Genomic DNA, 18325 nt, shown 5'->3' with positions numbered 1-18325 from the left:
GCCCCGGAAACCGGGGCCATTGACGTTTACGGGTTGTGCGTCATCGGAGGCGTGGCGTGGCCTTCGACCTCGCCGCCCACCCGGGCCCAGACCTTCTTCTTGGTGAAGTAGAGCAGGCCCGAGAGCACCAGAAGGAACAGGATGACCTGGAAGCCGAGGCGCTTGCGGGCCTCGAGGTGCGGTTCCGCCGTCCAAGTGAGGAAGGCCGTCAAATCGCGGGCGTATTGGTCGACCGTCTCCGGCACCTGGGGTTGGCCGGCCTCGTTCTTCGGATACTCGACCTGGCCGTCGCTGAGCGGCTTCGGCATCGCAATGATGTGGCCCGGATAGTAGTGGTTGTAATGACCACCCTCGGGGACCGTGAAGCCCTGCGGAGCCTCATGGTAACCGTTGAGCAGCGCCACGAGATAATCCGCGCCGTTCTCCGAGTACTGGCGGAACACGTCGGTGATGAACCAGGGGAAGCCGCGCTCGTAGGTGCGGGCCTTGGGCATCAGGGACAGGTCCGGCGGGGCCTTGCCGCCGTTCGCCGCCGCGGCGGCGTTCTCGTTCGGAAACGGGGACGGGAAATGGTCCGCCGGACGGCCGGGGCGCTCGAACATGTCGCCGGCCTCGTTCGGGCCGTCCTGGATCTTGTACTCCGCCGCCAGGGCACGGACCTGCGCCTCGGAGAATTCCGGGCCGCCGGGCTGCGACAGGTTGCGGAAAGCAACGTAGCTCAGGCCGTGGCAGGAGGCGCAGACCTCCCGGTAGACCTTGAAGCCGCGCTGGAGCTGAGCCCGGTCGAAGGTGCCGAACGGACCCTGGAAGCTCCACTTGAGCTGCGGCGGGATCGGGGTCTCGCCGGCCGCGAAGGCCGGAGCCGAAAGCCCGAGAACGGCGGCTGCGATGAGAAGAGTACGCTTCATCATTGTTCTGTTTCCTCTACCCTCGCATCAGCCCTTGGATTGCGGCTCGGCATTGGCGCCGGCCGGAATGCCAGCCCCGCCCTTCTGCACGCCCATGACGGATTCGAGGATCGAATTCGGCAGCGGCAGCGGACGCTCGACGAAGCCGAGCACCGGCAGCACGATCAGGAAGTGGGCGAAGTAGTAGGCCGTGCAGATCTGGGACGCGATCACGTACCAGCCCTCGGCCGGGCGGGAACCCAGCCAGCCGAGCAGGAAGCACACGATCACAAAGATCCAGAAGAACTGCTTGTAGAGCGGACGGTAGGCCGTGGAGCGGACCTTGGAGGTGTCAAGCCAGGGCATGAAGACCCAGATCACGATGGCCGCACCCATGGCGATGACGCCGCCGAGCTTGTCGGGGATGGCGCGCAGAATCGCGTAGAACGGCAGGAAGTACCATTCCGGAACGATGTGCGCCGGCGTCACGGCCGGGTTCGCCGGGATGTAGTTGTCCGCATGGCCCAGGTAGTTGGGCATGTAGAACACCCAGTAGGCGAAGAAGATCATGAACACGACGACGGCGAAGAGGTCCTTGATCGTTGCATAGGGAGTGAACGGAACCGCGTCCTTGCCCGACTTAATCGGAATGCCGGTCGGGTTGTTCTGGCCCGGCACGTGCAGCGCCCAGATGTGCAGGATCACGACGCCCGCGATCATGAAGGGCAGCAGGTAGTGCAGGGAGAAGAAGCGGTTCAGGGTCGGGTTACCCACCGAGTAGCCGCCCCAGAGGTAGCTGACGATGGTCTCGCCGACGACCGGGATCGCCGAGAAGAGGTTCGTGATCACGGTGGCGCCCCAGAAGCTCATCTGGCCCCAGGGAAGCACGTAGCCCATGAAGGCGGTGGCCATCATCAGGATGAAGATGATCACGCCGAGGATGTACAGAACCTCGCGGGGTGCCTTGTAGGAGCCGTAGTAGAAGTTCCGGAAAATGTGGATGTAGACGGCGACGAAGAACATCGACGCGCCGTTCGCGTGCAGGTAGCGGATCAGCCAGCCGTAGTTCACGTCGCGCATGATGTGCTCGACGGACTGGAACGCCATGCCGGCGTTCGGGGTGTAGTACATCGCCAGGAACACGCCGGTCACGATCTGGGCGACGAGCATGAACACCAGGATGGCGCCGAAGGTCCAGAAATAGGTCAGGTTCCGCGGAACCGGGAACGCGATGAAGGACGAGTGAATGAGGCCTGCGATGGGCAAACGGCTCTCGAACCACTTACCGAAGGCGCTCTTGGGAACGTAAGTTGTGGGATGGTCGCTCATGATATCGCCTGATCGTCGCGGAGGGTTACGCCGTGGCCTCTTGGCCGATCACGATCTTCGTGTCGGACGCGAAGGTGTAGGGCGGGATCGGCAGGTTGATCGGCGCCGGACCGCCGCGGACGCGGCCGGAGGTGTCGAACACCGAGCCGTGGCAGGGGCAGAACCAGCCATGATACTCACCCTGCTGGCCGAGCGGCACGCAGCCCAGATGGGTGCAGTTGCCGTACACGATGAGCCATTGGGCATGTCCCTCCTTCACGCGAGCCGAGTCGGGCTGCGGGTCGCGCAGGGAGGCGACGTTGACGTCCTCGGCGGCCTTGATCTCCTCGGCCGTCCGGTGACGGATGAAGATCAGCTTGCCGCGCCAGAAAACCTTGACGATCTGCCCTTCGGCGATGGGGGTCAGGTCGACCTCGACGGGGGCGCCGGCAGCCACCGTCGCCGCGTCGGGCGCCAGGGACTGGACGAAGGGCCATACCAGGGTGGCTCCGCCGACGACGGCAGCTGCGCCCGTGGCGATGTAGAGGAAATCGCGCCGTGTCGGCTCAGCGACATGAGTGGTGGTCTCGGCCACTTGGCTCTCCAGCATTGATCAAAAAACGAGAACCGCGCATCGGCAATTCCTTGGGAACCAAGGCATTTGGCACACGAGGTCCAAAATGGAACAAGCATGCGCGTCGACGCGCGCGCAATGCGACTGGGAGTCGCCGCGCGGTGGCTCTTTGGCACGGCCAAGCCCGCCTGTCCATAGCCGGATTGGAGTTGTTCCAGCCTGTGGCGCAAATGCCGCCGGCCCGCCGGGCCATGAGCGCTCTCTTGACGGCAGGGCCCGTTCCCCCGATGACGGATCCATGCCCCGTCTTGCCATCTACCAGCCGGACATTCCGCAGAACACCGGCACCATGCTGCGTTTGGCCGCGTGCCTCGGTGTTCCGGTGGAGATCATCGAACCTGCGGCCTTCGACGTGTCCGACCGCAACCTGCGCCGCTCCGGCATGGACTATCTCAACCATGTCACGATCATGCGACATATCTCCTGGCGCGCCTTCGAAGCCTGGCGGCAGGAGGGTGGGAGCCGCCTGATCCTGACGACCACGAAGGGCGCCGCCGCCTACACCGATTTCATCTACCGGCCGGACGACATCATCCTGGTCGGCCGCGAATCCGCCGGCGTGCCGGAGGAGGTCCATCAGGCGGCGGACGCCAGGGTCGTCATTCCCATGCAGCCCGGCATGCGTTCCCTCAACGTCGCGGTGACCGCCGCCATGATCCTCGGCGAGGCCCTGCGGCAGACGAACGCGTTTCCCCATCCGGCTCCTCCTGAAACCTGAAGCGATACCATCATGACCGACAAGAATGCAGTCGAGCGCCTGCAGACCGAGGCTCCGATCTGGTTTACCCTGCTTCGCGACCGGATCTGCGCCGCATTCGAGGCCCTCGAGGACGAGGTGACGGCTCCCCTCCCCCGGGAAGCGTCAGAGCCCGGCCGGTTCGAGCGCACGCCCTGGGAGCGGAAGGACCATAGCGGCGTTCCCGGTGGCGGAGGCGTCATGTCCATGATGCGCGGCCGGGTTTTCGAGAAGGTGGGCGTGCATGTCTCGACGGTGCATGGAGAATTCGCCCCGGAGTTCCGCGGCCAGATTCCGGGCTCGGACCAGGACCCGCGCTTCTGGGCCGGCGGCATCTCGCTGATCGCGCATCCCTGGAACCCGAATGTTCCAACGGTGCACATGAACACCCGCTTCGTGGTGACCACGAAGCCCTGGTTCGGCGGCGGAGCCGACCTCACCCCCGTGCTCGACCGGCGGCGCACGCAGGACGATCCCGATACGGTTGCCTTCCACCAGGCCATGGAAGAGGCCTGCCGAACCCATGCCCCGGAAGGCTCCTACGAGAAGTACAAGACATGGTGCGACGAGTACTTCTTCCTCAAGCACCGCAACGAACCGCGCGGAATCGGCGGCATCTTCTACGACTACCATTGGACCGGTAGCCCGGACGAGGACTTCGCCTTCACTCGCCATGTGGGCGAGGCCTTCCTTAAGGTCTATCCCGAGATCGTCCGTCGCAACGTCACCAAGGCCTGGACGGAGGATGATCGCATCGAGCAGCAGGTGCGGCGCGGGCGCTACGTGGAGTTCAACCTGCTCTACGACCGGGGCACGATCTTCGGGCTGAAGACCGGCGGCAACATCGCGTCGATCCTCTCCTCCATGCCGCCGACGGTGCGGTGGCCCTAAGCCTGCTCCAGGACCCGTCTGAGCAAATCCTTCGCATAGGCCTCATCGGTCAGGCAGCCCTCCGCCAGCCAAGCCTGTCGGGCCTGGGCGAGCAACTCGCCGATCCTGGGGCCCTTCGGAACGCCGCCCTCGACGAGATCGGCGCCGCGCAAAGGCAGGATCGGCACCGGCTCGGCGCCGCTTCGCAGGCGGTCGAGAGCCTCACGGGCGTCGGCATGGACGATGGGGAACGGCTCGCCGGCCGTCGCGGCCAGGACAGTGCCGAGCGCCTCGACATCGTGGTCGGCGGCAAGACGGCGAACGACCATCGCATCCAAAGGCAAGGCCCAGGTCTTGAGGAGGCTCAGGAGCCTGGCATAGGCGGCGAGCTTTCTGTGCTCGTCGTTGGAGAGCCGCAGGCGCTCCCGCAGCCGGTCGGCATCCTCCTCGACCGTGACGGCGAGCGCCGCCAGGCGCCATATCGGGTCCGGATCATCCTTATCATGAGCCGCCACCCGGCTGAGGCGCCCGAATTCGGCAGCTCCCCCCAGGAGCCACGGGAGGAAGCCGTGATCGGCCAGGATGCGGATCGTATCCTCCGCCCGCCGGGCCACCAGCAGCTTGAGCAGTTCATGCCGAATCCGCTCCTTCGAGAGGATCGCCAGGCCCTGCCGCTCGGCCCCCGCGGCGGCGAGCCCCTCCGGATCAGGATCGACCTGCGCATATTCCGCGTGGAAACGGAAGAAGCGCATGATGCGCAAATAATCCTCGCGGATGCGGGTATGCGCGTCGCCGATGAAGCGGACGCGCCGGTCCGCCAGATCGGCCACGCCGTCGGTATAGTCGTAGAGGCGTCCGTCGAGGCCCAGCGAAAGGGCATTGATGGTGAAATCGCGCCGTCTGGCATCGAGCGCGAAGTCGCGGCCGAAATGCACGACAGCATGGCGCCCGTCGGTTTCCACATCCTCACGTAGGGTGGTGATCTCGTAGGGCTCGCCGTCGACGATCACGGTGATCGTGCCGTGCTCGATTCCGGTCGGCACTGCCTTGAACCCGGCGGCCTTCGCGCGCTCGACAATGACTTCGGGCAACATGGTGGTGGTGCAATCCACCTCGGTCACCGGTCGCCCGAGAAGGGCGTTGCGCACGGCTCCGCCCACGATGCGCGTCTCCTCGGCATCGTCGTTGAAGGCCCCCAGGAGGCGGCGCAGCGCCGGGCGCTCAAGAAGGCTCAGCAGAGCCTGTCGATCGAGGACTTCCGTCATTCGAAATGTCCCGGAACGACGCGTCCGTTTTCCACATGGGTCGGTACGTAGGTGCCGGTCTGGCGTTCGGCCAAGAGGCCCGTGGCGACCAGCGAGACGATCACGAAGCTCAAGCCCGCTATGGCAAGCCAGAGCGACTGATCGCTCCAATGTGACCAGATCAAAGGATTGCGGCGACGGATGACGAGATACACGGCGAAAAGGACGAACGGCAGAAGAAACAGAACCAATCCCTGAACAACTGCCCGCGTCATGAACCGTAGAGCCTCTCGTAAAGATTGCGGATGATGCCTGCCGTCACGCCCCAGATGTAGCGCCCCTCGTAGGGCATTGCATAGTAGCGGCGCACTCTCCCCTTCCATTCGCGGGAATGGAGCTCGTGGCGGGCGGGATCCATGAGGAAGCTGAGCGGCACCTCGAAGGTATCCGCAACCTCGTCGTGATTGAGGTTGAGGGTATAGGACGGAGCCACCCGCGCCACCACCGGCATGACGAGATAATTGGTGGTGGACAAGTACGCGTCGAGATAGCCGAGCGGGCTGATGTAGCGGCTGTCGAGGCCGATTTCCTCCATCGCCTCGCGGCAGGCCGCCGCCAGGACGGAGGCATCCTCCGGGTCGACCCGGCCGCCTGGAAAGGCGATCTGCCCCGAATGCTGGCGCAGATGCGCAGAGCGCTCGGTCAGGAGCAGCATCGGTTCCTCGCGCATGACGACCGGAACGAGAACCGCGGCCGGCTTCGGCGTTAGGGGATGGATCAGGGGCACGTTGTCGAGGCTGTGGTCGCCCCGCGGGTTGGCCAGCGCCTCCTCCGGATGCGGCGGCTCGGGCCGCAGGCGCGCCGTCGCCAGCGTCAGGAAATCCGGCGCGTCACAGGGTGCAAGACGCATCAGGGCGAGCCCCAATCGCTGATCGAAGCGATGTGGAAGAACATGTCACCTGCCGTGACACCGAAGGCGGCAACGCCTTCCACGTCCCTTTCTTCGCCCAGGGCGATCAGATCCAGCGCCAGGGATCGCGTCACCAGCGCCCATAGATCTGCCCGAACCTTCACGTAAGGCTTCACCCCACCATTCGCATCCTGCTCGAAACGCAGGGGGTGATCGGGCCCCACCTGCACGAGATCGTCCACATTGGTCCGGAAGGCGATCTGGCGACTGCTGCCATCGCCCTCCACGGCCATCTCGACCGCAAGGAATGGCGCGTCCTCCACCGTGATCCCGACCCTCTCGACGGGCGTCACGAGCACGTAGCGCTCCGGATCCTTGCGCAGAACAGTCGAGAACAATTTGACGAGAGCGGTCCGGTTGATGGGCGTGCCCATGTAATGCCACGTCCCGTCGGCCGCGATGCGCATGTCGATCTCGCCGCAATAGGCCGGGTTCCAGCGCTCGACCGGCGGCGGTCCTTTCCGCCTGGCATCGGAGCCGAGCGCCTCCGTGAGGCGGGCCAGGGCGTTCCCGGGAGTGGGGGATGAGGAATCGGTCATGACGCAAGCGTGAACAGGATTTTGAACTTTATGGATCGACGAACGGCCGTCGATGGTTACTTCCTAGAGCATAGAGTCCTCGGCTGTCTCGTCCACTCCGTTCCTTCCCATGCTGCGGCGCAACGACCCTTGCATCTCGACACGGATCGAAGGCAGACTAGCTACCGGGGGCAATTGCGAGTGAGAGGGAGAGAGACCTCATGACGGCCAGCATTGCTCAAGCGCCCACCGCCTTGGACGACGCGATCATCCGCAACGCGGAGGCGACCCTTGAGACTGTCGGCCGGGCCCGCGAGGCCATTCACACGGTCATCTTCGGCCAGGAAGACGTGGTCGACCTCACCCTCATTACGCTTCTCGCCGGCGGCCACGGCCTGCTCGTCGGCGTTCCCGGCCTCGCCAAGACGAAGCTCGTGGAAACGCTGGGCACCGTGCTCGGGCTCGATGCCCGCCGCATCCAGTTCACCCCGGACCTGATGCCCTCCGACATCCTCGGCTCCGAAATTCTCGACGAGGGCGCCGACCGCCGCCGATCCTTCCGCTTCGTAAAGGGCCCGGTCTTCGCGCAGCTCCTGATGGCCGACGAGATCAACCGCGCAAGCCCGCGCACCCAATCCGCCCTGCTCCAGGCCATGCAGGAGCATCACGTTTCCGTGGGCGGCGAGCGGCACGATCTGCCCCAGCCCTTCCACGTGCTCGCCACCCAGAACCCGATCGAGCAGGAAGGCACCTATCCCCTCCCCGAGGCCCAGCTCGACCGCTTCCTGCTCGAGATCGACGTGGGCTATCCGACCCGCGACGCCGAACGGCGCATCCTGATCGAGACGACAGGCGCCGACGAGCACAAGCCGCAGGCGGTCATGAATGCCGAGGCGCTGATGAACGCCCAGCGGCTGGTCCGCCGCCTGCCGGTCGGCGAGAGCGTAGTCGAGGCGATCCTCGATCTCGTGCGCTCGGCGCGGCCTGAAGGGAATGGGATCGAGGGCGTGACCGACAGGATCCTGTGGGGGCCAGGCCCCCGCGCGAGCCAGGCCCTGATGCTGGCGGTGCGCGCCCGCGCGCTGATCGAGGGCCGGGTCGCCCCCTCCATCGCCGACGTGGTGGCGCTCGCCGAGCCGGTGCTCAAGCACCGCATGGCGCTGACCTTCTCCGCCCGGGCCGACGGAGAGACGATCAAGAGCGTCGTCGGCCGGCTCACCTCGCGGCTGGCAGGCTAGGATTTCCGCCATGGCCCGTGTCCGGGTCCTCCCCGAAAGCGCCCGTTCGCCGGGACGCCGTGAAACCGAGAGCGCGCTCTCCCTGGCCGACCGCATGCCGCATCTCGTGCTCGAGGCGAGGCGCGTCGCCGCAAACCTCGCTCACGGAATCCACGGGCGCCGCCGTGCCGGCACGGGAGAGACCTTCTGGCAGTTCCGCCCCTTCGTGGCCGGAGAAGCCGCGCAGCGCATCGACTGGCGCCGCTCCGCCCGGGACGACCGGCTCTATGTGCGCGAGCGCGAGTGGGAAACCGCCCAGACCGTCTGGTTCTGGATCGACCGCTCCGCCTCCATGGGCTACGTCTCGGACCTGGCGCAGGCGTCCAAGATCGAGCGCGCCGTCGTGCTGGGCCTTGCGCTCGCGGATTGCTTCGTCGAATCCGGGGAGCGGGTCGGCATGCTGGGCCTGATGCCGCCGCGGGCGACCCGGCGCATTGCCGAAACCATGGCCCAGACCCTGGTGACGGACCGCTCCTCGCTGGAGGAAGACCTGCCGCCGCAGGCTCCCGTCGCGCCCCAGCACGAGGCCGTCCTGATCAGCGATTTCCTCTCGCCCGTGCGCGACGTCACCGCCATGGTCGAGGGCATCTCGTCGCGCGGAGCGCGCGGGCATCTGGTGATGATCGTCGATCCCGTCGAGGAGACCTTCCCCTTCCAAGGGCAGGCGGTCCTGCACGATCTCGAGGACGGCCTTTCGCTCCGGATCGGCGATGCGATCTCCTGGGGCCAGGCCTACCGCCTGCGGATCGAGGAGCACCGGGCGGCGCTTCAGGAGCTCGCCCGCCGCCGCGGCTGGACACTGACGATCCATCGCACCGACCGTCCCGCGAGCGAAGCGGCCTTGCGCATCATGACGCTCGTGTCGACCACGCGCGGCACCGGCGTGGGAGGGCGTTGAGCGATGCTGGGCCTTCCCCTCACCTTCGCGGTACCGCTCGTCCTGACGGCGCTTGCGGCCCTGCCGGCGATCTGGCTGCTCCTGCGCATCACGCCGCCGCAGCCCAGGCGCGTGGACTTTCCGCCCCTGAAGATCCTGGCCGATCTGCGGCCCGAGCAGGAAACGCCGGCCCGCACGCCCTGGTGGCTCCTGCTGCTGCGCCTGCTGCTCGCCGCGTTCCTCATCCTCGCGGCGGCCGGTCCGATCTGGAATCCGCTCGCGGAGGACAACAACCGCTCGCCGCTGCTGATCATGCTCGACAACGGCTTTGCCGCAGCACACGACTGGCGCGACCGCATGAACCTTGCAGCCGAGCGCATCGAAGCGGCAGGACGCGACGGACGCACGGTCGCCCTTGTGGCAACGGCGGAGGCTCCCGCGGCGATCGAGCCGGCCAGTCCTGCAACGGCCCTGGAGCGGTTGCGGTCCCTCAAGCCTCTGCCGCACCTGCAGGACCGCCAAGCCCATCTCGATTCCATCCGGCGGTTCATGGAAACCATGCCCGAGGCCAATATCGTCTGGATCAGCGACGGGGTGGCCGGCGTTGACGGCCAGGGCTTCATCGACGGCTTGGCGCAAATGGCGAACGGGCAGCGGATCACCGTTCTGAAAGCGGAGCGCGCTCCTGCGCTGGCCGTTGCCGGGGTGGAGAATGCCAGCGGCCAGCTCAATGTCAGGCTGGTGCGTCCCGAGTCGAACGGACGCGATACCGGCACAGTGCGCGTGCTCGATCTGAAGAGCCTGCCGCTCGCCGACATGCGCTTCTCCTTCGATCCGAACGCCACCGAAACGACTGTCGCCTTCGACCTGCCGACCGAGATCCGCAACGCCATCGCGCGCATCGAAATCCTGGGCGAAGGCTCCGCCGGAGCGGTGCATCTTCTCGACGAGCGCGGCAAACGCCGCCGCGTCGGCCTCGTGTTCGGCGGCACCTCCGATCAGGCCCAGCCCCTTCTCTCGCCGCTCTACTACATCGAGCGGGCGCTCTCGCCCTATTCGGAGATCCGCAACGGGCGCGGCGCCGTGGCCGATGCGGTGAACCAGCTCATCGACGAGCAGGTGTCCATTCTCGTGCTGGCCGATGTGGGCGGACTCGACCGGGAGACCCTCGGCAAGGTGACGGCCTTCGTCGAACAGGGCGGCATGCTGCTGCGTTTCGCCGGTTCGAGGCTTGCCGCCGGCAACGACGAACTCGTGCCGGTCCGCCTGCGCCGGGGCGGCCGCAGCCTCGGCGGCACCCTGTCCTGGGACACGCCGAAGACCTTCGCACCGTTCACGCGCGAAAGCCCCTATTTCGGCCTCGCGGTGCCGGAAGAGATCGGCATCCGCCGCCAGATCCTCGCCGAGCCGGACGGCGACCTGCCGGCGCGAACCTGGGCGTCACTCGCCGACGGCACGCCCATCGTCACAGCGGACAAGCGCGGTGACGGCATGATCGTGCTCTTCCACGTCACCGCCGACACCACCTGGTCGAACCTGCCCCTGTCGGGCCTCTTCGTCGACATGCTGCGCAGGACCACGGCGCTTGCCGGTGCGCCGAGCGATGCGAATGCGGAAGCGCGCAATGCGGAGAACGAGACCGTGGCTCCACGATTGACCCTCGACGGCTACGGCATCTACACCTCGCCACCGGCCAATGCCCGTGCGGTGGCGCGCAATTACGCCGAGCGCGCGACCCTGGAGCACCCCCCGGGCTTCTATGGACCGGTGGATTCGAGCCTCGCCGTGAACGCGCTTCTGCCTGGCGACCGGCTCGCCCCGCTCAACTACGCGCCGCTCAATGCGCGGATCGCGCCGCTCGCCGGCGCGCAGACCATCGATCTGCGCATGCCGCTCTTCATGCTGGCCCTTGTGCTTCTGCTGATCGACACCCTCGCGTCCCTGTGGCTCGGCGGTCACCTGTCGAACCTCACCGGCCGCCTGCGCCGTGCGGGGGCTGCGGCCGCCATCGTGCTCGGGGCAGCGGTTGTTCTCAATCCGGTCTCCGACGCCAACGCGCAGGAACGCCGCTCGTCCATGACGATGGAGAGCAGCAATCCCGCACTCGTGACACGATTGGCCTATGTCATCACGGGAGACCCGCAGGTCGACGAGACGAGCAAGGCGGGACTGACCGGACTGACGCAGGTGCTGAGCCAGCGGACCGCATTGTCGCCGGGCGAGCCCATCGGCATCGATCTCTCGCGGGACGAGATCGCGTTCTATCCCCTGATCTACTGGCCCGTCGTAGCCTCGCGGCCCATGCCGTCCGAGGCAGCGATCCGGCGCCTCGACGCCTTCATGAAGGGCGGCGGCACGGTGATCTTCGACACCCGCGACGCCTTCGGCAATCGTCCCGATGGAGCTCCCACCGCTGAGGGGCAGTACCTGCGCCGGATGCTGGCGAGCCTCGACATCCCCGAGCTCGAGCCCGTGCCTGCCGATCACGTCCTGACCAAGACCTTCTACATCCTCGACACCTTCCCCGGCCGCTATGCCACGGGACAGACCTGGGTCGAGGCCCTGCCGCCGGCGCCTGAGGGCGAGGCGAGCCGCCCCGCCCGCTCGGGCGACGGCGTCTCGCCGATCATCATCACGTCGAACGATCTCGCCGCCGCCTGGGCCGTGGGCGCACGGGGCGAATGGATCTACCCGGTCGTCGGCAGCGACCAGCGGCAGCGGGAATTCTCGTACCGCAGCGGCGTCAACATCGTCATGTATGCGCTGACCGGGAACTACAAAGCCGATCAGGTGCACGTGCCGGCCCTGCTCGAACGCCTCGGGCAGTAAGGGAGAGGTCTTTTGCTTTCCGTCAGCTTCTCCCCCCTCATCCCGACTTACGCCCTCTGGGCGCTGGGCGCGGTCGTCGCCCTGCTGGCGATCCTTGCGCTGATCTCCCGCGGACCCGTGGCCGTCCTCAGAGCCGTCGCGCTCGGGCTCGTTCTGCTGGCTCTCGCCAACCCGGCCCTCGTGCAGGAGGACCGGGAGAAGGTGAAGGACATCGTGGCGGTGGTTCTCGACCGCTCCAGCTCGCAGACGCTGGGCGACCGCTCCGCCATGACCGATCAGGTGCGCGCCGAGCTGGAGCGCCGCTTCGGCTCGCTCGCCGATGTGGATCCCCGCTTCATCGAAGCGGATGACGGCAACGGGGACGACGGCACGCGTCTGTTCGCCGCTCTGTCGAACGGATTGGCCGACGTGCCGCCGGACCGGCTCGCCGGCGTCGTCTTCGTTACCGACGGCGTGGTGCACGACATTCCGACCTCCGTGGAGGGCCTCGGCTTCCGGGCGCCGCTTCACGCGCTCATCACCGGCCGCCCCGACGAGCGCGACCGGCAGATCAAACTTTTAGAGGCACCCCGCTTCGGCATCGTCGGCAAGGACCAGACCATCCGGGCGCAGATCATGGAACGCGGCGGCACGGGATCCGCCCTCGTGACCGTGCGCCGGGACGGACAGGTTCTCACCCGTCAGCAGGTGCGGGCCGACACGCCCTTCTCCCTCGACGTGCGCATCGAGCATGGCGGCACCAACGTGGTCGAGCTCGAAGTGGAGGGCCTGCCTAACGAGCTGACGCAGGCCAACAACCGCGCCGTCGTGCCGATCGAGGGCATCCGCGAGAAGCTGCGCGTGCTGCTGGTTTCCGGCGAGCCGCATGCGGGCGAGCGCACCTGGCGCAATCTCCTCAAATCCGACGCCAATGTGGACCTCGTCCATTTCACCATCCTGCGCCCGCCGGAGAAGCAGGACGGAACGCCGATCAACGAGCTCTCGCTGATCGCCTTCCCGACCCGCGAGCTGTTCCAGCAGAAGATCAAGGAATTCGACCTGATCATCTTCGACCGCTACGCGAACCAGAGCATCCTGCCGTCGAGCTATTTCGAGAACATCGTGCGCTATGTGCGCGAGGGCGGCGCGATCCTCGTGGCGGCAGGCCCCGAATTTGCAAGCTACGGCAGCCTCGCCCAGACGCGGCTCGCGCCGATCATTCCGGGCCAGCCCAACGGCAGCATCGTCGAGCAGCCCTACAAGGCGCAGATCACCAATACCGGCGACCGCCATCCCGTCACCCGCGACTTGCCGGGCTCGGAGCAATCGCCCCCGGCCTGGGGCGAGTGGCTGCGCATCATCGGCTCGCAGGTGCAGTCAGGCGACACGCTCATGTCGGGGGCCAACGAGCTGCCGCTCCTCGTTCTGCGTCGGGAGGACAAGGGACGTGTCGCGCTGCTCCTGTCCGATCATGCGTGGCTCTGGGCCCGCGGCTACCAGGACGGCGGACCGCATCTCGACCTGCTACGCCGCCTCGCCCACTGGCTCATGAAGGAACCGGCCCTGGAAGAGGAAGCGCTGCGCGCCAGCGCGCAAGGGCGCGACATCCGCATCGAGCGGCAGACCATGGCGGAGACCGCCGATGCCGCGACCCTCATCGCGCCGAGCGGCGCCGAGAGCAGCGTTCCGCTCACCGAGACGCGTCCCGGCCTCTTCACCGCTCAGGTGGCCAGCCGCGAACTCGGGCTGCACACGATCCGCTCGGGGGATCTCATCACCTTCGTCAGCATCGGCCCGGCGAACCCGCGCGAGCTGATGGACGTGTTCAGCACCACGGAGGCCTTGGGTTCGATCGCCGAGGCGACGGGCGGATCGGTGCGGCGGGTCGCCATCGCGGGCGATCAGGGCATCACGGTGCCGCGCATCCTCGCGGTGCATTCCGGGACGCGCTTTTCCGGCGGCGACTGGATCGGGATCAAGCCCAGCGACAGCGCCATCGTGCGCGGCGTCTCCGTCTTCCCGATGGCGCTGGGCTTCGTCGGCCTGGTGCTGCTGATCGGCTCGACGCTCGCCGCCTGGCTGATCGAGGGACGCCGCCGGGCCTGATCAGGATTCCTGCGGCAGCGGGCTCACCAGCCCCTTGGCCTCAGCCATGGCGCCCTCGACCAGTTCGAGGGCCAGGAAGCGGGCGGGATTGACCGGGCCCGGAAGCTGCAATTGCTGCGGCGGGATGCGCTTGAAGCCGAAGCGGCTGTAATAGGGCTCGTCGCCCACGAGCAGCACCAGGGTATGGCCCTTCGCCCTGGCGGCATCGAGCGAGCGGCGCATCAGGGCCGCCCCGATGCCGCGGCTCTCGAAGGCGGGTTCCACGGTGAGCGGCCCCAGCATGAGGGCCGGCACGGTGCCGGCCTTCACCGGCGTCATGCGCACCGAGCCGACGAGGAGCGTCCCGACCATGGCCGTGAAGGACAGATCGAGCAGATGGGACGCCCCTTCCCTCAGGCGGGAGGCGGTGCGGGCGAAGCGGCCCGGGCCGAAGGCGCGCTCGTGCAGGCGCTCGATGGCCTCGGAATCGATGGGTTGTTCGGTGCGGATCTGGAGCGAGAGCTCGGTCATGAACGGACTCAAAGCGCGCGAGGGACGAAACGGAAAGGGCGTCTGGACTGAATCTCAGCCGTGTCGTCGTCGCAGAATCCGGGTGATGCTCATGGGGCTCGGCGTATCCTCAGGTGTTCCAGGCCATAGCAGCGTCGGGAACGCGGCGCAAATGCTCTCTCACCAGTTCGTGGAGAGGGGCCGTCCCTCGAGGATTTCGGCCAGGCGGTTGCGGGTGGCCATGGTCGTGCCCTCGGGCAGCCGGTCGAGAGGGAAGAAGCCCGCCTCGGCGATCTCCCGGTCGGGCTGCTTGACGGAGAGCACCGTGAAGCGCCGGATCACATAGACCAGCACGTGATCGCGGCGCGAGATCCTGTTGTTGAAGAAGACGCCGAACAGGTCGGGCGTCTCGTCCATCGCGATGCAGGCCTCCTCCCGAAGCTCGCGCCCGAGGGCATCGAGGGCCGTCTCGCCGGTCTCGACGCCGCCTCCCGGCAGGTGCCAGCCGGGAACGTAGGTGTGTCTGATGAGGAAGACCTGGTTCCGGTCGTCGAGGACCACGGCGCGGACCCCGAGCGTCATGCCGCGGGAGAAGCGCCAATAGGTGTGAAGAGCCCGGGAAATGAGGCGCGACGACCGGGGCGGCTGGGAGTCGGACATCGGCCCACCCCATCACAACAAGATTACCGGAGGATGAATGTAGTCATTCATCAATTGCATAGCTGTTCCCGCAATTCGGCACGTGACCCGCATTATACGAAGGTCTAAGACAGGGCCAACCAAAGGTGTTCCAATGTTTCTCGCCCTGATCCTGTCCCGTCTCAACCGTTCCGCCCGCTTCTCCTGGTCCCCGGCGCTTAACCTCGAGGACCGCTCGATCTACTCGACCCTGATCCCGGGCGCTCAGTACTGAGCTTCCATCCCGCCTCTGCCTGAACGGCAGACTTGGCGACGGGCCCTTTCGCTGTTTAGAATATTTCTAAACAGGAGCGCCCATGAAGTCTCTGTCTGAACTCTCCGAGCGCGAGGTCATCGCGCTCGCCATCGCCAACGAAGAGGAAGATTCGCGGATCTACCAGCATTTCGCGGACCGCCTCCGTGGCGATTTCCCTGCCTCCTCCGAGATCTTCGACGGCATGGCCGAGGAGGAGCGGTCCCATCGCAACTCCCTCTACGGCTTCTACCGTGACCGCTTCGGCGAGCACCTCCCGCCTATCCGCCGGGAGGACGTGCGCGGCTTCCTGAAACGCCGGGCCGTGTGGTGGAGCCCCCATCTCGATCTCGACCGCATGCGTCGCGAGGCGGAGGTGATGGAGCTGCAAGCGGCAAACTTCTATGAAAAGGCCGCACAGCAGACACTCGACGTGTCCGTGCGCGAATTGTTCACGACGCTGGCCGAAGTCGAGCGCGGCCACGAGCGCAGGGCCGGCGAGTTGCACGCCGCCCACCTGAACGAGAACGCCGAGGCCGCCGAGGAGCACGCCCGCCGCCGCCTCTTCGTGCTGCAATACGTGCAGCCGGGGCTCGCCGGGCTCATCGACGGCTCGGTCTCGACCCTCGCGCCCCTGTTCGCTGCGGCCTTCGCCACCCAGAACAACTGGGAGACCTTCCTCGTCGGGCTCGCGGCCTCCGTGGGCGCCGGTATCAGCATGGGCCTGACGGAAGCGCTCTCCGACGACGGCGAGATCACCGGCCGCGGTTCGCCCTGGCTGCGCGGGCTGGTCTGCGGCCTCATGACGGCCGCGGGCGGCATCGGCCACACCCTGCCCTATCTCGTGCCCGATTCCTGGCCCAATGCCTTCCTTCTGGCGACGAGCATCGCGGCGCTCGTGGTGGCGGTGGAACTGGTCGCGATCTCGTGGATCCGCACGCGCTACATGGAGACGCCGTTCTGGAGCGCCACCTATCAGGTCATCGTTGGCGGCGTTCTGGTGCTTCTCGCCGGGATCTTCATCGGCAGCGCTTGACGTGAGTGGTCCTGCGCGCGAACTCTCGCTTCCTGTCGCACCAAACCGGCCGCCATGTTCCGCATCGCTCATCTGACCGATCCCCATGTGGGACCCCTTCCCCGGCCGCGCCTCAAGCAGCTTCTGAGCAAGCGCCTGACCGGCTGGTACAACTGGCACAGCAGCCGGCAGGATCTTCACGACATGGAACTCCTGGCGGAACTCGTCGCCGACATCCATGCGCAGAAACCCGACCACATCACCTGCACGGGCGACACCTGCAATATCGGCCTGCCGGACGAATGGAAGACGTCACGCGTCTTTCTCGAAAGCCTGGGCGATCCATCCCGTGTCACCTTCGTGCCGGGCAATCACGATGCCTATGTGCGCGGCTCCCTCGAAGGGCTGCTGCGGGAGATCTCGCCCTGGACCCGGGGCGATGACGGCCGTGAAGGCATGTTCCCCTATCTGCGCCGCTATGGGCCGATCGCCATGGTCGGCCTGTCCTCAGCCATCCCGACCCTGCCCTTCGTCGCCTCGGGCCGGGTGGGGTCGCGGCAGATGAAGGCCGCCGAGCAGATCCTCGGCGAGCTGGGGCGCGTTCCGGGCTGCTTCCGGATCGTGCTGATCCACCACCCGCCGCACGTCGGCGGCGCGGAGGCGGGCCGCAATCTCACCGACGCGTCCCGGTTCGAGAAGATGCTCTGCCGGGTCGGCGCGGAACTCGTGCTGCACGGGCACAACCATGTGGGCTCGCTCGCCCATCTCGACGGCCCCCGCGGTCCTATTCCCGTCATCGGAGCGCCCTCGGCCTCGGCACGGGGCGGGACGCTCACCCACAAGGCCGGCTACCATCTCTTCAATATCGGGCAGGACGAAACAGGCTTCTTCCTCACCGCCGAGCTTCGAGGCCTGAAGCCTGACGGTACGGTCGGTGGGATGGGCATGCTCTCCCTCGCGCGCATACGCGAGCCCGAGGCGAAGTCCTGACGAGGCCTGCCTTGCTCCTGCTCAAGCATCAAGCCCGGGCGAGGGCCTGGCTATGAAGACGATCCCGCCTTGTCCGTTGTCTTAAGTTAATCCTCTACTGCGCTTCTGCATGACAGCCGCTAAGCTTCGGCCGCCGTTGTGGAATTTGTGCTGGATTGGACCTCGCTTTTCTGGAACCGCTTAGATCGTTTGCCGTTGAAGGGGTGCAGCAGCCACCCATGAACGTTGCAAGCCTGTTGGGCTTCGCGCGGTGTCCTGCGATCCCGTACACAGGAGTTCGTCTCATGAAGAAGTATCTTCCCCTTGCGGCCTTGCTTGCATCCGTTTCGGCCGTCCCGGCCTCTGCCCAGATCATGGACAGCCAGACCTACCGCATGATGGCGGCTCAATCGGATGCTTTCGAGATCGCTTCGAGCCAGCTCGCCCTCGAGCGCTCGCGCAATCCCGCCGTGCGCCGCTACGCCGAGAACATGATCCGTGACCACGGCATGACCAGCCAGGCCCTGAACGGCGGCCGCCCGGTCTATACCGCGTCCGGCCAGTTCATCGGCGGCTCCCTGGGCGGCACGCTCGCCGGTGCCGGTATCGGCGCCATCGTCGGCGGCCCGGTCGGTGCGGCGGTCGGCGCCGGCGTCGGCGCGACGGCTGGCGCTACGGCCGGTGCG

18 protein-coding genes are annotated in these 18325 nt (G+C 66.7%); 9 read left to right on the top strand and 9 right to left on the bottom strand.

Features of this window, described 5'->3' with window-relative positions; all coding sequences use genetic code 11:
• Positions 1-26: 26 nt before the first annotated feature.
• From VB672_RS00090 to petA, 3 genes are read right to left on the bottom strand one after another with little or no spacing between them, the layout of a single operon-like run.
• The gene (locus VB672_RS00090; protein ID WP_329782126.1) at positions 27-911 is read right to left on the bottom strand and encodes a cytochrome c1; all 885 of its coding nucleotides are present in this window, start codon (positions 909-911) and stop codon (positions 27-29) included.
• A gap of 24 nt (positions 912-935) precedes the next feature.
• Complete coding sequence (locus VB672_RS00085; protein ID WP_329782125.1) at positions 936-2216, bottom strand: cytochrome b; 1281 nt, start codon at positions 2214-2216, stop codon at positions 936-938.
• A gap of 25 nt (positions 2217-2241) precedes the next feature.
• Positions 2242-2805: a ubiquinol-cytochrome c reductase iron-sulfur subunit gene (petA, locus tag VB672_RS00080; RefSeq protein ID WP_329782124.1), complete on the bottom strand. Its 564-nt coding sequence runs from the start codon at positions 2803-2805 to the stop codon at positions 2242-2244.
• A 262-nt stretch (positions 2806-3067) separates the two neighbouring features.
• On the opposite strand from petA, the gene VB672_RS00075 reads away from it, so the two are divergent.
• On the top strand, positions 3068-3547 hold the full coding sequence (locus tag VB672_RS00075) for a tRNA (cytidine(34)-2'-O)-methyltransferase (protein ID WP_329782123.1): 480 nt from the start codon (positions 3068-3070) through the stop codon (positions 3545-3547).
• Between the two features lie 12 nt (positions 3548-3559).
• Positions 3560-4456: an oxygen-dependent coproporphyrinogen oxidase gene (gene hemF, locus VB672_RS00070; protein ID WP_329782122.1), complete on the top strand. Its 897-nt coding sequence runs from the start codon at positions 3560-3562 to the stop codon at positions 4454-4456.
• Here the strand turns inward: hemF and VB672_RS00065 are convergent.
• From VB672_RS00065 to VB672_RS00050, 4 genes are read right to left on the bottom strand one after another with little or no spacing between them, the layout of a single operon-like run.
• Entirely contained in the window at positions 4453-5700 is a 1248-nt protein-coding gene (locus VB672_RS00065) for a CCA tRNA nucleotidyltransferase (protein WP_329782121.1), read from the bottom strand. The genes hemF and VB672_RS00065 overlap by 4 nt on opposite strands.
• The gene (locus VB672_RS00060; RefSeq protein WP_329782120.1) at positions 5697-5954 is read right to left on the bottom strand and encodes a DUF6111 family protein; all 258 of its coding nucleotides are present in this window, start codon (positions 5952-5954) and stop codon (positions 5697-5699) included. Before VB672_RS00060 ends, VB672_RS00065 begins: the two co-directional genes overlap by 4 nt.
• Positions 5951-6589: a CoA pyrophosphatase gene (locus VB672_RS00055; protein ID WP_329782119.1), complete on the bottom strand. Its 639-nt coding sequence runs from the start codon at positions 6587-6589 to the stop codon at positions 5951-5953. The genes VB672_RS00060 and VB672_RS00055 overlap by 4 nt, the downstream gene beginning before the upstream one ends.
• Positions 6589-7188 carry a DUF1285 domain-containing protein gene (locus tag VB672_RS00050; RefSeq protein WP_329782118.1) on the bottom strand — a complete coding sequence of 200 codons (600 nt, stop codon included), beginning with the start codon at positions 7186-7188 and terminating at the stop codon, positions 6589-6591. The genes VB672_RS00055 and VB672_RS00050 overlap by 1 nt, the downstream gene beginning before the upstream one ends.
• Before the next feature lie 200 nt (positions 7189-7388).
• Here VB672_RS00050 and VB672_RS00045 point away from each other — a divergent pair, with 200 nt between their 5' ends.
• The 4 genes from VB672_RS00045 to VB672_RS00030 are packed head-to-tail and all read left to right on the top strand — an operon-like array spanning position 7389 to position 14235.
• Entirely contained in the window at positions 7389-8405 is a 1017-nt protein-coding gene (locus tag VB672_RS00045) for an AAA family ATPase (RefSeq protein WP_329782117.1), read from the top strand.
• A 10-nt stretch (positions 8406-8415) separates the two neighbouring features.
• A complete protein-coding gene (locus VB672_RS00040; RefSeq protein WP_329782116.1) occupies positions 8416-9342 on the top strand; it encodes a DUF58 domain-containing protein in 927 nt (308 codons plus the stop codon).
• Positions 9343-9345: 3 nt separating this feature from the next.
• On the top strand, positions 9346-12150 hold the full coding sequence (locus VB672_RS00035; protein ID WP_329782115.1) for a DUF4159 domain-containing protein: 2805 nt from the start codon (positions 9346-9348) through the stop codon (positions 12148-12150).
• A gap of 12 nt (positions 12151-12162) precedes the next feature.
• Positions 12163-14235 (top strand): hypothetical protein, encoded by a 2073-nt coding sequence (locus tag VB672_RS00030; RefSeq protein WP_329782114.1) that lies wholly within the window; start codon positions 12163-12165, stop codon positions 14233-14235.
• Here the strand turns inward: VB672_RS00030 and VB672_RS00025 are convergent, their stop codons facing one another.
• Positions 14236-14745 carry a GNAT family N-acetyltransferase gene (locus VB672_RS00025; RefSeq protein ID WP_329782113.1) on the bottom strand — a complete coding sequence of 170 codons (510 nt, stop codon included), beginning with the start codon at positions 14743-14745 and terminating at the stop codon, positions 14236-14238. It abuts the gene before it with no gap.
• Between the two features lie 159 nt (positions 14746-14904).
• Complete coding sequence (locus VB672_RS00020) at positions 14905-15384, bottom strand: NUDIX domain-containing protein (protein ID WP_329782112.1); 480 nt, start codon at positions 15382-15384, stop codon at positions 14905-14907.
• Between the two features lie 335 nt (positions 15385-15719).
• On the opposite strand from VB672_RS00020, the gene mbfA reads away from it, so the two are divergent.
• The 3 genes from mbfA to VB672_RS00005 all read left to right on the top strand — a co-directional run.
• Positions 15720-16691 (top strand): iron exporter MbfA, encoded by a 972-nt coding sequence (gene mbfA, locus VB672_RS00015; protein ID WP_329782111.1) that lies wholly within the window; start codon positions 15720-15722, stop codon positions 16689-16691.
• A gap of 54 nt (positions 16692-16745) precedes the next feature.
• On the top strand, positions 16746-17660 hold the full coding sequence (locus tag VB672_RS00010; protein ID WP_329782110.1) for a metallophosphoesterase family protein: 915 nt from the start codon (positions 16746-16748) through the stop codon (positions 17658-17660).
• A gap of 284 nt (positions 17661-17944) precedes the next feature.
• The coding region (locus VB672_RS00005; protein WP_329782109.1) for a DUF4142 domain-containing protein at positions 17945-18325 on the top strand (381 nt) is incomplete at its 3' end.

Origin of the sequence: Microvirga sp. CF3016 (genome assembly GCF_036314085.1) — a bacterium.
Taxonomy (GTDB): Bacteria; Pseudomonadota; Alphaproteobacteria; order Rhizobiales; family Beijerinckiaceae; genus Microvirga.
Note: the sequence above shows the minus strand (reverse complement) of the source record. Positions and strands in the feature narration are given on the sequence as shown.

What these genes read in the sequence shown, in the direction of transcription:
- VB672_RS00090 (WP_329782126.1), bottom strand. Translation starts at nt 911, where the DNA reads ATGATGAAGCGTACTCTTCTCATCGCAGCCGCCGTTCTCGGGCTTTCG.
- VB672_RS00085 (WP_329782125.1), bottom strand. Translation starts at nt 2,216, where the DNA reads ATGAGCGACCATCCCACAACTTACGTTCCCAAGAGCGCCTTCGGTAAG.
- petA (WP_329782124.1), bottom strand. Translation starts at nt 2,805, where the DNA reads ATGCTGGAGAGCCAAGTGGCCGAGACCACCACTCATGTCGCTGAGCCG.
- VB672_RS00075 (WP_329782123.1), top strand. Translation starts at nt 3,068, where the DNA reads ATGCCCCGTCTTGCCATCTACCAGCCGGACATTCCGCAGAACACCGGC.
- hemF (WP_329782122.1), top strand. Translation starts at nt 3,560, where the DNA reads ATGACCGACAAGAATGCAGTCGAGCGCCTGCAGACCGAGGCTCCGATC.
- VB672_RS00065 (WP_329782121.1), bottom strand. Translation starts at nt 5,700, where the DNA reads ATGACGGAAGTCCTCGATCGACAGGCTCTGCTGAGCCTTCTTGAGCGC.
- VB672_RS00060 (WP_329782120.1), bottom strand. Translation starts at nt 5,954, where the DNA reads ATGACGCGGGCAGTTGTTCAGGGATTGGTTCTGTTTCTTCTGCCGTTC.
- VB672_RS00055 (WP_329782119.1), bottom strand. Translation starts at nt 6,589, where the DNA reads ATGCGTCTTGCACCCTGTGACGCGCCGGATTTCCTGACGCTGGCGACG.
- VB672_RS00050 (WP_329782118.1), bottom strand. Translation starts at nt 7,188, where the DNA reads ATGACCGATTCCTCATCCCCCACTCCCGGGAACGCCCTGGCCCGCCTC.
- VB672_RS00045 (WP_329782117.1), top strand. Translation starts at nt 7,389, where the DNA reads ATGACGGCCAGCATTGCTCAAGCGCCCACCGCCTTGGACGACGCGATC.
- VB672_RS00040 (WP_329782116.1), top strand. Translation starts at nt 8,416, where the DNA reads ATGGCCCGTGTCCGGGTCCTCCCCGAAAGCGCCCGTTCGCCGGGACGC.
- VB672_RS00035 (WP_329782115.1), top strand. Translation starts at nt 9,346, where the DNA reads ATGCTGGGCCTTCCCCTCACCTTCGCGGTACCGCTCGTCCTGACGGCG.
- VB672_RS00025 (WP_329782113.1), bottom strand. Translation starts at nt 14,745, where the DNA reads ATGACCGAGCTCTCGCTCCAGATCCGCACCGAACAACCCATCGATTCC.
- VB672_RS00020 (WP_329782112.1), bottom strand. Translation starts at nt 15,384, where the DNA reads ATGTCCGACTCCCAGCCGCCCCGGTCGTCGCGCCTCATTTCCCGGGCT.
- mbfA (WP_329782111.1), top strand. Translation starts at nt 15,720, where the DNA reads ATGAAGTCTCTGTCTGAACTCTCCGAGCGCGAGGTCATCGCGCTCGCC.
- VB672_RS00010 (WP_329782110.1), top strand. Translation starts at nt 16,746, where the DNA reads ATGTTCCGCATCGCTCATCTGACCGATCCCCATGTGGGACCCCTTCCC.